The organism is Corticimicrobacter sp., assembly GCF_040137905.1.
GTDB lineage: Bacteria > Pseudomonadota > Gammaproteobacteria > Burkholderiales > Burkholderiaceae_B > Corticimicrobacter.
The window spans coordinates 60,969-74,842 of the sequence record NZ_JBEFDG010000027.1 but is presented as its reverse complement, the minus strand read 5'-3'; the positions used below and the strand labels follow the sequence as shown (position 1 = coordinate 74,842).

Here is a 13,874-nt window from a genome sequence, read left to right as displayed (position 1 = left end):
CTATCTCTCGTCCTGGATGGCCCTGGCCAGGCGGTATAGCCACCAGGTGCCGGCGATCTGAAGGAAGGCGGCCAGCAGCAGCAATTTGCCGCCCAGCGGGTCATGCCACATGTTCATGAACAGCGTGCCGTTGACGATGACGGTGTAGGCGGCAATCGCCAGGGGCAGAATCGCCAGTATCCAGGCCGACAGGCGCGTTTCTGCCGAGAGTGCCCGCATCTCGTGGCGCGCCTGGTGCAGGTCTCGCATGAAGAGGGCCATCCTTTCCAGGACCTGGTCGCTGCGGCCGCCGTATTGCAGCGCAATGCCGATGATGGCGGCGACCAGATACAGTTCGTGCATCCGGTACTGCCCGGCCACCTGCTTGCTGGCGCTGTCCAGATCCTTGCCGGAGCGCACCAGACTGTCGATGCGATCCAGTGCGTCGCGCAATGGTGGTTCGACATTGCGCAGTGCTGACTGGAACGCTGCTCCCAGGCTGTTGCCGATCGTCAGCAGTCGTACCATGGATTCAAGGAAGTCCGGGAGCTGGGCTGCCATGCGCTGGCGGCGGATGGCGGCACGGCGCCACAACAGCAGTAACTGGATGCCGAACAGCAGCAGGCCCAGCAAGAGTCCGGACAGCGGATGCACGAGCAGGCCGACCACAAGGGCCAGCAGCAATGGTACGCCGTCCAGCATGATGTAGAACCGCAGGCTGGGGCGTTGACCGGCCTGCAGCAACAGGCTTTGCCAGAAGGTAGGGCCGGCCGGCAGGCGCATGGTTGCAGCGTTTCCTGAAGGCACTGCATGCGCATGTGGCCGCCGCTGCTGCAGTTGCTGGTCAATGAAGCGTGCGCTGGCATCGCTGGTCTGCTGGGCTGCACCCACGCGCCACAGCCAGAGCGCGCCAGCAATCAACAGCAGAATGAGACTGGCGATCAGCAGCAGGGCGGGGGTCATCAGGATCTCCTGAACCAGAATCCTCCCGATTCCGGCGGTGGTGCGCCGGTATCGGGATCGCGCAATGCATGCCGTACGGGGGCCAGCTTGGGCGTGTGGGGCTGGATGCCAAGGCTGTGCCAGCGTTCGAGCTCTGCACCATCGGTATCCAGGACGATTTCGTGGCGATACAGCTCCTGAGTGGCAATGATCCCGTCACCCACGCCGGTGATTTCCGTGAGCGAAAGGATGCGTCGCTTGCCGTTGGACATGCGACCGATCTGGATAATGAAATCGACGGCGCTGGCAATTTGCCGTCGCAGACTGTCCTCGCTGCCCTGGAAACCGGCAAAACCTGCGAGCATCTCGATCCGGTACAGGCATTCGCGCGGCGAGTTGGCGTGGATCGTGGCCATCGAGCCGTCGTGGCCGGTATTCATCGCTTGCAGCATATCCATGACTTCGGCTCCACGCACTTCACCCACGATCACCCTGTCGGGTCGCATGCGCAGGCTGTTGCGGATCAGATCACGGATGGAGACAATGCCGGTGCCATCGAAGCCACCCTGGCGCGACTCCAGACGTACGACGTGCGGATGGTTGAGTGCCAGTTCGGCGGTATCCTCGACCGTGATGATCCGCTCGCGTTGGGGAATGCAGAAGGCCAGGGCATTGAGCAGGGATGTTTTTCCCGAACTGGTGCCGCCGGAGATGATGATGTTGCATCGTTGCTCCACGGCGAGGCGCAGAAAGCGCAGGATCTGCTCGTCGAATGTTCCCAGCGCCAGAAGATCTTCCGGCTTGAGCGGATCGCGCCGGAACTTCCGGATCGAGACCATGGGGCCATCGACGGCCAGGGGCTCGATGATGGCGTTGAGCCGCCCGCCGTCGGGCAGGCGAGCGTCCACCATGGGGCAGGATTCGTCCAGCCTGCGTCCCAATGGGGCGAGGATGCGTCGCACGATGCGCAGTACATGGGCATTGTCGTTGAAGGCCAGCGGCTCCTCTTCCAGTATGCCCTGGCGCGATACGAACACGCGGTCATAGCCATTGATCAGGATGTCCTCCACGCCGGGATCCGACAGCAGGTCTTCGAGTGGCCCGAACCCCGACAGCTCCTTGGTCAGGACGTCCGTGATGCGACGCTGTTCCATTTCATTGATCGGCAGGCGCTTGAGCCGGGTGAAGGCCGCGACTTCGATGGCAACGAATTCCCCGATGGCCTCGCGTGACCAGCGTCCAAACTCGGCCCCGAGCTCTTCGATTCGCTCGAGCAGGTGTTCATGTGCTGCCGCCTTGACGCGCAGGTAGGGCTGGGCATCGTCGGAACGACGACTTTCATCAGGACTGAAGGGCGTATTGGCAGCATGGATCATGGCAGTTCCTGGGGGCGGGGCATCAGGGGCGTGAAGAGGTACGGCGCGTGCCTGGCAACAGTGTGCTGAGCCAGCTGCTGCGTGGCGCATCGCTGCGTGGCAGGTCTATGGTCTGGTCAATCAGGCTGTCCATGCTGCGAAGGTAGGGATCGCGTTCTGCGGTCTCGAACAGCAGCTTTCCCTGGCTGGCTCCGGACATGAGCGCCAGCGTCCGGTCAGGCATCGTGGCGTAGACAGGCAGCCCGAACTTTTCGGCAATCTGCGTGGCCTCCATGCCGTAGCGTTCGTCGTATCGGTTGACCAGCAGGCGGAGCGTATGGCGGGGAACGTGCAGGTGCTCCAGCTCATCCAGCCGATCTGCCAGGGAGACCAGGGCCCCGATGCTCTGATCCGTGACCAGCCAGGTGGTGGCGGCCGAGCGCGCCAGTGCGCTGGCAAAGTCGGGGTTGACCAGCCCGCCGGCATCGATCAGCACACATCCGTAGTGCTGCTGCAGGCAGGCGTACAGCAATAACGATTCTTCTTGCGAGATGCGGCGCATCCGCTCCAGATCCCGTGGCAATGACAATACGCTGAGACCGCTGGTGGTGCGGGGCAGGGCGGCGTCCAGCAATGTATCGTCCAGCCTGCGCAGGTTGCGGACCGCTTCGGTGAAGTCGAACGTATCCGGCAGTCCGAGATGCAACAGGCAATCACCGACAGGGGTGCCCAGATCCAGCAGGCAGACGCGGTGCTCCATGTCTGTTTCATGCTGTGGCGGGTCGCTGCCCTGTCCTTTGCGTGCCAGGCGGGCCTGCAGGGCCGTTGCCATATGGACGGCCAGGGTGCTGGTGCCGACACCGGGTCGCACGCCGAGCAACAGGATGCTGTTGGCACCGCTCTTGGCGGCCTGCCGCGCCGTCAGATGCGGGCACAGCAACTGTTCGAGGATATGGCGCAGTTCGTCGGCGCAACTGGGATCGGCAAACTCACTGACGCCTGCGCGCAGGGCCGTGATGACACTGTCGGGATGGGCCTGCGAGCCCAGGGCGATCCGTGGCAGGTCAGGCTGGGCCAGGGCCAGCTTGCGGGCCTGTTCTGCGCTGTTCCTCAGCTTGTCGGGCTGTTTGGGATCCGGCATGAAGTCCAGCAGCAGTGCGTCCATGTTGCCGGGTTTCTCGGCCAGTCGGGCACCCACATCTCGCGTGCTCAGGATCACGCCCAGATCGCCGATCACGGTATTCAGGTGAGCCTGCAGTGCGTCGTTGTCGGCATACAGCAGGAACCGGTAGGGGGCAGACTGCAGATTGTCGGGCACGGTGAATCTTCCTCTCGATAAACGGTATCTGTCAGCGCGAGAATCCGGGCATGACCTGGGAACTGCCTGCGCCCAGCAGGTACTGTCCCCAGGCATTGCCGATAGTGTCCGGCGGATCGCGATCCTGGCCCGGCAGCGGAATGGGTACATTGCGTGCGATAGGACGCACCAGGCGTGGCGTCACCACGATGACCAGCTCCATCTCCGTCTGGCTGTAGCGCATGCTGCGGAAAAAGGCACCGATCACGGGCAGATCGCCCAGGAATGGCAGCTTGTTGACATTTGCAATGGTCTGGCGCGAGACCAGCCCGCTGATGATGAAGCTTTCTCCATGGCCGAGTTCGATTGTGGTGTCGGCCCTGCGCGTGCGCAATGCCGGCAGCAGCATGCGGTCATCACCATTGGAGAGCTGGATGGCGTTGGTGTAGTCGAGTTCGCTGGCTTCGGGCGCGACCTTGAGGAAAATACGGTCGCCGGACAGGACAGTCGGGCTGACGGTCAGGCCGATACCGAACGGTTTGTATTCGACCGTCTGGGTACCTAGGCCGGCCGAGGTCGGGATCGGGATTTCCCCGCCGGACAGGAAGCTGGCACTCTGGCCCGACAGGGCGACCAGCGTGGGTTCGGCCAGGACCCGAGCCAGGCTGTTGGCCTGCAGCAGATCGAGTTCTGCCCGGAAGTGCTTTGAGCCACCGAAGATGACCTTGAACCCGTCCATCAGTGTCCGGCTGGCGCTGTTGGACTGGCCGACACGACCGGCGAATGACCAGCTTCCTCCCGCCCGGCCGCCCGACCAGTCGATGCCGACCTCTTTCATTACGGAGCTGTTGAGTTCGACCACCTTGACTTCAACCTGGACCATGCCGCCGACATCGATGACGGACGCATCGACGGTCTGGCTGGCACCCTGGGTCGCGGCCAATGCCTGCTGGTGATCCGGCAGCGATGCCGAGGTGCCGCTCAGGACGGCACCCTGGCCGGCGATGGCGACCTGTGCCCGGGTCTCCGGCGCTGCCGGCAGCGCCTGCTCGATTTCGTTGGCGACATGGATACGCCACTGTTCCGGCTGGACCTGGCCGCGCAGCCAGACCTGGACCTGCGTCGTGCCCGGCCGTCCTGCAATCAGCATGACGGCACCATTGCGGTCGCCAGCGGGCGGCAGAATGCGTACATCGGCGATTTCCGGGCTGTCGACGGCGATGCGAACCGGCGTACCTGACAAGGGCAGGGCTTGCTGACCGCGTGCGGGCAGGCGGATTTCCTGCATGGGCCTGGCGGTCGTGGTGCCCGTAGACTCGGATTGTGCGGCGGCTATCCATGGCAATGACGCGAGGCAGGTCAGCAGGATGGCGATCAGGCGGGCCGAAGTGGGCGGCATGGGAAGGTTCCTGTCTCAGTAATGTACGGTTTCGCGCTGTCCCGCTCGGATGACTTCCAGGGAGCGGGGCGCAGTCGATGTGGGAGCGGGCCGGGTTCGTTCCTGCTGGCGCGAAGCAGGCTGCTGGTTGCCGGCCAGTTGTGGCAGGCTTTCTCCCGCATAGGCCTGGTTGTTGGGGCTGTCCAGTGCCGTACGCTCCTGCGTGGTCAGGTCGCTGCGCCCGGTCAGTACCGGGTTGCGTGGGGCGAATAATTCCGTGTCCGGCAAGGCGGTGTCGTCGGGGGCTCTCAGAACCAGTTGCAGTTTGCCGTTGCGGGTGGCCAGCAGGAGTTCATTGACCTGCCCCACAGGAACGGCCAGGATGGCCGAACGGATGGCTGCCGGTTGGGCGGTGCCTCGTGTCATGGTGCTGGATGCCGGTGCGGGTTCGGGAGTTTCCAGGGTTTGCTGACCATAGGCCAATACCCGCAGGCGGGGCATCAGCAGGCGGGACTGTGTATGCGAGACCTCGTTGCTGCGATTGAGCGTAATGAAGACATCGACATGATCGCCAGGCAGGATATGCCGGCCGGCACCGACAATGTCGTCGATGGGGATGGTCAAGGCGCGTTCATCCGGTGCCAGGTGGTGGGCCAGGCCGCGCTTCAGGGATGAGGCCAGCAAGGGCTCTCCGGTCGCATGCGGATGGCGCATGCTGGCACCGATCAATGTGGAAGGGTCATCGAAAGCCTGTACAGGACGGGCCGGCCAGTATTCGACGCGCAGATCAGCCGTAGTCAGGACCTGTCCGGCATCAATGGCGCGGGCCGCCAGCACGACGGGATACAGGACGGGGGCAGGGGCATCCTGTGCGCTCTCCAGCGCGGGCTGTGGCGCAGGGGTTGCCGGGGTGCGTGCCAGGTGTAGTGCCCACAGCCCCAGCAGCAGCGCCAGCAGGACCAGGATCACGGCAAGGATTCGGTGTAATCGACTCATGATGGCAGGCAGGCTCCATGCGGGGTCAGGACGACGGTGCTGCGGGCACGCAGGGTGGCCGGTGCCAGATCATCGATACCGATCATGCCGGCAGCCTGTGCTGCAGTGTGTATGGGTGGCCAGCGACGGCTGTCGAAGGCCATATCCAGGCGCAGTCGCTGTGGTTCTTGCGTGGTGCCGCCTGCTGCGTAGCCGCCCGGACACTCGACGGCAGTCAGTTGTGTGGAGCAGATGGCAGATCTGGAGAACCAGCCTGCCGCGTTGATGGCGGTTTCACATCCGCGCGCGAGGATGGCAGGTGAGGGACAGGGGTCGGCCTGCCCTTCGTTCACAGCGTATTCGCAGCGCAGCAGGATGCTGCGTACACCTTCTCCTGCTGCAAACGACAGGGTCTGCTGTACCCACAGGATCGAACCGAATGCAATGACACCAAACAGCAGTGCCAGTATCAGGACAAGCACCAGGGCAAATTCCATGGCGGCAACGCCGCGCTGGGCAGACAGGCCAGGGGGAGCGCACTTCATGTTGAAGCTCCCGTTTCTGCCAGGATGCGGACGCGACTTTCGAGTGTGTCCGGCAACAGCGAGATGCCGAACAGACGACCCAGGCCCAGTTCCGGCACGATGGGGTGACGGCTGTAGGGGTAACGGATCAGGACTTCGACTTCGTTCTCTTCCAGCGGGACGGCACCACAGCTTGGCGAGGCCGGGCCGGCCAGGGGGCCACTACGGTTGCAGACATGAATCTGCAGTCCATCGGGGCCCGTGCTGCGCAGCAGCCAGGCAAGGTGGCTGAGGCTGCAGTTTCTGGCACGCGCCGCACGCAATTCGAGGGGAGCCGTCGCCTGCGTGGTGGCAAGCCCGCGCCATGCCGTGCAGCTTGCCTCACGATCCGGTTCGTTGGCGGGCCACCAGCGCAGCAGGGTGCGGGCTCCTTCCTGCGCCGCCATGTTGAGGCTTTGCTGGGCGGCGTAGATCATGCCGAACGACAGCATGGTGTAGATGGCAAGAAACAGCAGGGGAAAGACCAGTGCATATTCCAGGGCATAGTTGCCTGCCTGGTACTGTGCCGGGTTGGTGGCGTGCCGTGTCATGCGAGGCGTCCCCAATGCCACCAGGCGCTCCACAGCAAGGCGGCTGCGGCCAGATAGCCGGCGTATGGGATGCCGCGCCGGGTGATGGCATAACGCACCGGCAACACGGCCTCGCGGCGTAGCAGCATGACTTGGGTCAGCGCATGCAGTGCTCCCGGTATGCTGCCCAGCAGCAGAATGATCAGCCAGTTTTCAAGGCCGGTGAGCCATCCCAGCGTAGCGAGGAATTTGATGTCGCCCGCACCCATCAGATGGGCACGCCAGAGCGGCCAGAAAACCAGCAGCGACAATGCCATGGCCAAGCCACCTGACAGCGCTGAGGCTCCGTCGCCGGCAGGTGCCAGCCAGCCTGCCAGGCTGCCCAGCAGCCAGAGGCTCTGGAACGCGAGCGCGATCAGCAGCAGCCGGTTGGATACCCGGCGGTGCCGCAGGTCTTCCACGATGACGAGCAGGGCAAACAGCACGAATGCCCCCCACCAGGCCAGGCTGCTGGTCATGGGTACTCCGATGCAGGTTGATCAGGCGCAGGGACTCAGGTCAATGCGCCTGCTGGGCTGAGAGAATGACGGATGCAAAAACGTCATCCCTCGCCGTCGCCCTCTCCGGTGATGGCTGCGCTGATGTCTTCGAATACGCCCCGGATATCGGTGCCCAGGGCTGTCAGGGCCGCAATGATCACGACAGCGATCAGGCCGGCAATAAGGCCATACTCGATGGCGGTGGCACCTTGTTCATCGTGCCAGAACTGTTTGAGTGTATTCATGATGCTGCTCTCCTTCCGGGGGTAAAAGGGTGCTGCAGGCGCTACGTGAACAACGGGAAACAGTCGGTGGTGAAACAGTGCATCTTTTTTGTTCGGATTTCCGGCCAGATTACTAAAACATTGCAGGCCTTGCAATATGTTTTTACATCCCGGCAAAAGGCCAGCCTGGTTCAGTCCCAGGCTGGCCTTTTTCGAACGCGTCAGGAGAGAAGGGGGTCAACGATTCAGGATGCCCAGGCCGCCGCCGAGCAAGCCTCCCAGTCCGCCGGTCGTGCCTTCCTGGGCCGGGTTGCCTGTCAGGCTGCCGGTCAGCCCTTGGCCCAGACCCTGGGCCAGTCCTGAGGTCAAGCCGGCTACACCGTGGGTGACATGTCCGAGCGTGGCCCCGAGCGGGTTGCCTGCCTGAGCATGATTCGGGTTCAGGACACCGCCAGTGCTGGCAATGCCTGCACCGACCTGCTGAACCAGATGGCCGATGCCGCCGACCGGCAGGGCCTGGTCGAGTTGGCCTCCTGCGGTGCTGAGGGCATTGCCCAGGCTCCCGAGTACCTGGTCTGCCGGCAGAGCCAGTCCTGTGGCTGCACCGACCTGCTGCGTCAGCCCGACCACGGCCATGCCGGCCGGTACGGCAGCCTGATCAAGTACGGCTCCGGTATTGCCCAGTATGCTGCCAAGATTGAGCGGAACCAGATTGTCCAGGGCCGCACCGGTATTGCCCAGCGCAGGTTCCAGTATGGCGACTGTCTGGCCAGGAGGCATCAGGGTGGTGGTCAGGTTCTGCAGCGGGGCCGCCAGGGGCTGCAGCAGACCGCCATCGGCGACCAGTGCGCTGGCCAGCGCATCCAATGCGCCGGTCGCATGGCCAAGCGTTGTGGCCAGCGGCATGGTTTCGCCTGGTGTGGCATGCAACAGGCCACCCAGGCTTGCGACCGTATCACCCAGTCCGGTCAGCAAGCCTTCTGCGCCGCTATCGAGGTTCAGGGGCAGGCCACTGGAACCGAGTGCCTGTCCTGTCTGGCCCAGCAGATTGCCTGTCTGGCCAAGTGCGTCATTGATCGGTGCACCCAGGCCTGTGTCGGCACCGATGCGCTGTGTGAGCTGGGTCAGCGGGGACAGTACGGGTTCGACCAGCGGGTCGATCGAATTGCCGAGGTCCGTGAGTGGTCCGCCCAGGCTGGTGCCGGCCAGATTGTCCGTGATGGTTCCGGTATTGCCCAGCAGGGTTTCCACGGCACCAGCCTGTGGCGTATTGCCACCGCCACCGCCGTTGTCGGTGCCACCGCCAGGATTGCCGCCATTGCCAGGAGGCGTGCCGCCGCCGTTGTTCCCTCCATTGTCATTGTCACCCGGCAATGTCGGGGCAGGCGTGCCCGTACCGGGGTTGGTGGGGGTGGGGCTGCTGCTGTCCCGTGATCCCGAACTGGCGCAGCCGGCCAGTGCGAAGGCGGCAAGCAGCAGGCTGCCCGCCAGGGTCTTGCGGAAAAGAGGAGCAAGGCAGGGGGATGCGATGCGCGACATGATGGTCTCCTTGGAAAGAGGTGCAGCAGTCAATGAGGGGGGGTACAGGGATCGAAGCAAATTCGATGCCAGTTCTACCTTGGTCTGCTGTATTTCTTTTCAAGGGTGATAAGATTCTATTTAGAGCTTTGTTTTTTATGGATTTTATTTTTCATAAAACGTATTTTTGAGCATCATCCGCAGGACCGGAAGACCTGGGCAAGATCGTGTCTGCGTTACGGTTTGTTGTGGAACTGGGGAGTCGGGGCGTAACCGTTACCTGTATTGGTAACGGTTGGCCGTATCGAATTCCCTGGCCGGCCGCTCAGCGGCCTGGCGGTCGATGCTATTGATAGAACAGCGAGTAGTTCGCGTTGAAGCGGGGGCGACGGTCATCCCGGCCCAGGGGGCGATCCCCCACGGGTTGGGCGATATTGATATCGAGCAGGTAGCGGCGGTCATCGGTCAGCTTCATGCCCAGGGCAACCGAGGCCAGGCGGCGTGGCTCCAGTACACGCCAGGCGGGGGCGTTGTACCAGGCGCGTGCGTGATCGAGGCGCAGATAGGGTTCGACGACCTTCAGGTAGTCCAGGTCGGCCACAAAGCGCCTGCGCAGGGTGGCTGCGATGCCATAGCCCTTGTCTCCGGCCAGTTCGCCCTGCGGGTATCCCAGGCCGTAGTTCCAACTGCCGAAGGAGATCTGTTCGATGGAAGGGAGAATATCGCTGCTGTACTGGGCCGTGCCTGCCAGTGTCAGTCCGAACTGTGCTGGCAGGACCCAGTTCTGCTCGGCCGACATGTGATAACGCTTGAAGTCGAGATCATGCGCGGGCGGCTCCAGCGCGCCGGGTGCGCTGGAAGTCAGCGATTTGCTTGCGCCAAAGGCATCAAAACCCTGGTTCATGCCCAGTCGCAGATGATGGGACTGGGTGGCGGACTGCCCCTGGTAGCGCAGTTCGACCCTTGCGACGCGCAGGCGGTTCTTTTCCTCAAGCCAGAGACGGCCGGATTCATGGGTATAGTCGTCCAGCGTCTGTACCCCGTAGAAACCGGCACGCAGGTCGAGGCGACGGGTATTGTCGAGCAGCAACGGATAGGTCAGGCCGACATCCAGCCGCTCGTTATAGATTTTTCGCGTGTATCCCAGGCTTTCGAGCTGCGCATCTTCGGGCTCGGCCTTGTAGTGATAGCCGCTGACCTCGAGGGCCAGCCCGTCGGCTCCGATCGGTACCGTGATTTCACCCTGGTAGTAGCGTACGCTGCGGCTTGCCGTGGGGATGGCGGCTGTCAGGCGAGTCTGCTCCCCAAGTGGCGTCAGGCTGTTGAGGTTGACCGATGCAATCCCCTGCATGTTGCCACCCAGATTGGTGACGCCGCCGGAGAGCGCGTATGCCTGATGGCTGACGTCAAGGACCAGGTCGGTGGCACCACTGGCCCGGCGCGGCATATCCAGCTTGGGGGTGATCCGGATGCCGGGGACGGCACGCATCAGGCCCAGCGTGCGCTCGAGTGTGCTGCGGGTGAGGGGCTTTTCGTCGATCAGGGCCTGGGCCAGCGTATCGAGGCGATCCACGGCCGGATTGTCTTCGCCCTGGATCAGGACCTCACCGATGTAGCCTTCCACGACCGTGACCTTGACCAGACCATCGGCAAAATCCTGCTGCTGCAGCATGGCGAAGGACAGCAGATAGCCCTGTTGCTGGTATAGCTCGGTAATGCGGTTGACTTCGCCGGCCAGTTCGGCCACCGTCACGGTACGGCCTGCCAGTGGTTCCAGGATTGCGGAAATCTCTGCAAAGGGCAGGGTGTGGGCACCGCTGACATCGAAGTTCCGGATGGTCAGGCGTTGTTCCAGCAGGTTCTGTACGCCCGCCTGGCTGGGCGGCGGTGCCTGTGTGGCAGCAGGCGGGGGCTGGGATGCAAGCGCGTTTGGTGATGGAATATCGACACCGTCGAGCGGGTTGCCGCGCAGTGGCGCGGCCGCCTGGGCCTGATGAATCGGCATGGCCAGCAAGAACCAGCCAGATGCCAACATGATGTATCGAAAGGGATGCAACGTACGGCGGTCTGACTGGGTCATGCGCAGATTCCTCAGGTGGTGGCCCTCTTGCGAGCCGAGGCGGGCGGGATACGCAGTGCTTCGCGGTATTTGGCAACGGTGCGGCGGGCAATCGCAACGCCGCGGGCCGACAGCAGGTCGGCTAGTTGATTGTCGGAGACGGGCTTATCGGGCGATTCTGCTGCGATGATCTCACGCAACAGTGCCTGCACGGCCGTGGCAGAGGTTGAGTCCTGGGTACCGTCAGCGCCCGCCAGTCGGGTGCTGAAGAATTGCTTGAAATCGACCAGTCCGTGCGGTGTATGCATGTATTTCTGGGCAATGGCACGCGATACGGTGGACTCGTGCATGTCGATGTCCTGTGCAATGTCCTTCAGCGTCATGGCCTGCATGGCGGTGAGGCCGGTATCCAGGAATCCGGCCTGGCGCCGGACCACGGCCTGCCCGATTTTCAACAGGGTGTCATAGCGCTGGCCCAGGCTGCGCAGCAGCCAGCGGGCCTGCTGCAATTGCTCATGCATGGCACTGTGTTCGCGGGCATCCTGGGCCTGTAGCAGGCTGGCGTATTGCTGGTTCAGACTGATGCGAGGCAGTGCTGCGGGATTGAGTTCCGCCTGCCAGCGGCCTCGGGCATCACGTACGGCCAGGATGTCGGGGATGACATAGTCGGCAGCAGGTCGGGTCCAGTCGTGTCCCGGGTGTGGTGACAGATGTGCGATCAGTTCGCAGGCATGCTGGATGGTGCCGGCATCGAAAGGCAGCAGTGCGCGCAATTGGCTCAGCTTGCGTGCCGCGACCAGGTCGAGATGCGACTGGCAGATACTCAGGGCGCAGGCCACGACGGCTGGGTCATCAGCGTAGGGAAATGCATGGGCATCCATGACCTGCAGTTGCAGGACCAGGCATTCTTCCAGCGAACGCGCACCGATACCGGGTGGGTCGAAGGACTGCAGCAGGTGCAGGGCAGCCTCGAGTTCCGTTGTCTCGATGTCCAGCGTATCGGGCAGCCAGGTACGGATGTCGTCGAGTGTGTCTGGCAACCAGCCACCGTCGTCCAGGGCATCGATCAGAACCTGCACGAGGGCCTTGCGACGCTCGTCGGCCGGCTGGAACGTCAGCTGTTCGAGCAGGTGGTCGCGCAGCGTGACCGGGGCCGCTTCCTCGAACACCATGTCATCGTCATAGGCCGGTGCTGCCGGGCCGGCATCGGCCAGTTCCAGCAAGGGATTTTCGTCGGCCAGTCGGACCACCTCTTCGTGCAGCGCAAGCGTCGACAGTTGCAGCAGTCGCAGGGACTGCCGCAACTGCGGTGTCAGCGACAGGCGCTGGCCGAGCTGGAGCGAAACGGAAAGCTGGCTCATGGGGTGATCACGGCGCGGAGGTAGGCGTCAGTTTGCATGCGGCATCTTAATAACACGGCTTGACGATTTGGGATAGCTGGGTAGGCATAATCATGCTATAAACGAGAACAAGTGAGATTTGCCTTTCTTCGATATATGTATATCTGTATCTGCAATGCCGTGACCGAACGGCAGGTTAATGCCAGTGTAGCGCGAGGGGCCCGGACCCTGTCCGACCTGCAGGCCGACCTGGGTGTTGCCACCTGCTGCGGCTGCTGTGCCGAGATGGCCGAAAGCTACCTGCCGTGCGCCTCTGCCTGTGCGTGCGCAGGTGGTTGTTGCGAGTGTGCAACGACGCTGCCGGCTGCACCTGTCGTCGAATCCGGCCCGACCCGTGGCGAGCGGTTGCAGGATCGGCTGGGTTTTGCCCATGTCCTGGAGGCTGTTCCCGCCCTTTGAACGGCGGCAGGCCGCATGGGCACACGCATGGCTTTGCAGTGTTTCGCAAAGCCAGAGTCATTCTCGTTTTCCCGTCGCTTACCGCTACGGCTTGCAAAGCCGTTTATCACCTGCATAGTCCGGCTGTACCCTGTCCCGTTTGGATGATAGCCTGCGTATATGGTCCGCGCCGCTACCAGGCGTCGTGGCGTTCAAACACGGCACAGGAGCGATATCATGCAAGGCGACAAAAAGGTCATTCAACTCTTGAACCAGCAGCTCAAGAACGAGCTGACGGCCATCAACCAGTATTTCCTGCATGCGCGGATGCTCAATCACTGGGGCTTCGACCGGCTCGGCAAGCACGAATACAAAGAGTCCATCGAGGAAATGAAGCACGCCGACAAGCTGATCGAGCGGATCTTCGTGCTCGATGGCCTGCCCAACCTGCAGGACCTGCACAAGCTGCGCATCGGCGAAGACGTGCCCGAGATCCTGTCCTGTGACCTGGCGCTGGAAACCATTTCCCAGGCCACGCTCAAGGAAGGCATCGCCCACTGCGAATCGGTCCAGGACTATGTGTCGCGAGACCTGCTGCAGAAATTGCTGGACGAGACGGAAGAACACATCGACTGGCTCGAGACCCAGATCGATCTGGTCGGTGCGGTTGGCCTGGCAAACTATCTGCAGAGCCAGATCGGCGACGACTGAACACGGCAAGTGCTGGCGTGATCCAG

14 protein-coding genes are annotated in these 13,874 nt (G+C 62.9%); 2 read left to right on the top strand and 12 right to left on the bottom strand.

Annotation, left to right across the window (positions count from 1 at the left end; all coding sequences use genetic code 11):
* From ABN482_RS04130 to rpoN, 12 genes are all read right to left on the bottom strand, one after another.
* The gene (locus tag ABN482_RS04130) at nucleotides 1-942 is read right to left on the bottom strand and encodes a type II secretion system F family protein (RefSeq protein WP_349502790.1); all 942 of its coding nucleotides are present in this window, start codon (nucleotides 940-942) and stop codon (nucleotides 1-3) included.
* Nucleotides 942-2,297: a TadA family conjugal transfer-associated ATPase gene (locus ABN482_RS04125; protein WP_349502789.1), complete on the bottom strand. Its 1,356-nt coding sequence runs from the start codon at nucleotides 2,295-2,297 to the stop codon at nucleotides 942-944. Before ABN482_RS04125 ends, ABN482_RS04130 begins: the two co-directional genes overlap by 1 nt.
* Nucleotides 2,298-2,319: 22 nt before the next feature.
* Nucleotides 2,320-3,594, bottom strand: coding sequence for a CpaE/TadZ family protein (locus ABN482_RS04120; protein ID WP_349502788.1), 1,275 nt, complete (start codon nucleotides 3,592-3,594; stop codon nucleotides 2,320-2,322).
* Between the two features lie 31 nt (nucleotides 3,595-3,625).
* Nucleotides 3,626-4,972: a type II and III secretion system protein family protein gene (locus ABN482_RS04115; RefSeq protein ID WP_349502787.1), complete on the bottom strand. Its 1,347-nt coding sequence runs from the start codon at nucleotides 4,970-4,972 to the stop codon at nucleotides 3,626-3,628.
* Nucleotides 4,973-4,987: 15 nt separating this feature from the next.
* Nucleotides 4,988-5,947, bottom strand: coding sequence for a Flp pilus assembly protein CpaB (gene cpaB, locus ABN482_RS04110; RefSeq protein WP_349502786.1), 960 nt, complete (start codon nucleotides 5,945-5,947; stop codon nucleotides 4,988-4,990).
* Entirely contained in the window at nucleotides 5,944-6,471 is a 528-nt protein-coding gene (locus ABN482_RS04105; RefSeq protein WP_349502785.1) for a TadE/TadG family type IV pilus assembly protein, read from the bottom strand. Before ABN482_RS04105 ends, cpaB begins: the two co-directional genes overlap by 4 nt.
* On the bottom strand, nucleotides 6,468-7,040 hold the full coding sequence (locus ABN482_RS04100; protein ID WP_349502784.1) for a TadE family protein: 573 nt from the start codon (nucleotides 7,038-7,040) through the stop codon (nucleotides 6,468-6,470). Before ABN482_RS04100 ends, ABN482_RS04105 begins: the two co-directional genes overlap by 4 nt.
* Nucleotides 7,037-7,537, bottom strand: a complete 501-nt coding sequence (locus tag ABN482_RS04095; protein ID WP_349502783.1) for a prepilin peptidase — start codon at nucleotides 7,535-7,537, stop codon at nucleotides 7,037-7,039. Before ABN482_RS04095 ends, ABN482_RS04100 begins: the two co-directional genes overlap by 4 nt.
* An 83-nt stretch (nucleotides 7,538-7,620) precedes the next feature.
* A complete protein-coding gene (locus ABN482_RS04090; protein ID WP_420810465.1) occupies nucleotides 7,621-7,803 on the bottom strand; it encodes a Flp family type IVb pilin in 183 nt (60 codons plus the stop codon).
* Nucleotides 7,804-8,019: 216 nt separating this feature from the next.
* On the bottom strand, nucleotides 8,020-9,321 hold the full coding sequence (locus tag ABN482_RS04085) for a collagen-like triple helix repeat-containing protein (protein WP_349502782.1): 1,302 nt from the start codon (nucleotides 9,319-9,321) through the stop codon (nucleotides 8,020-8,022).
* A 325-nt stretch (nucleotides 9,322-9,646) separates the two neighbouring features.
* Nucleotides 9,647-11,380, bottom strand: coding sequence for a ShlB/FhaC/HecB family hemolysin secretion/activation protein (locus tag ABN482_RS04080; RefSeq protein ID WP_349502781.1), 1,734 nt, complete (start codon nucleotides 11,378-11,380; stop codon nucleotides 9,647-9,649).
* 11 nt (nucleotides 11,381-11,391) lie between these two features.
* Entirely contained in the window at nucleotides 11,392-12,720 is a 1,329-nt protein-coding gene (gene rpoN / locus ABN482_RS04075) for an RNA polymerase factor sigma-54 (RefSeq protein WP_349502780.1), read from the bottom strand.
* 135 nt (nucleotides 12,721-12,855) lie between these two features.
* Here rpoN and ABN482_RS04070 point away from each other — a divergent pair, with 135 nt between their 5' ends.
* Together ABN482_RS04070 and bfr are read left to right on the top strand one after the other, a co-directional pair.
* Nucleotides 12,856-13,158, top strand: coding sequence for a (2Fe-2S)-binding protein (locus ABN482_RS04070; RefSeq protein ID WP_349502779.1), 303 nt, complete (start codon nucleotides 12,856-12,858; stop codon nucleotides 13,156-13,158).
* A gap of 216 nt (nucleotides 13,159-13,374) precedes the next feature.
* Nucleotides 13,375-13,848 (top strand): bacterioferritin, encoded by a 474-nt coding sequence (gene bfr / locus ABN482_RS04065; RefSeq protein WP_143857327.1) that lies wholly within the window; start codon nucleotides 13,375-13,377, stop codon nucleotides 13,846-13,848.
* Nucleotides 13,849-13,874: the final 26 nt, after the last annotated feature.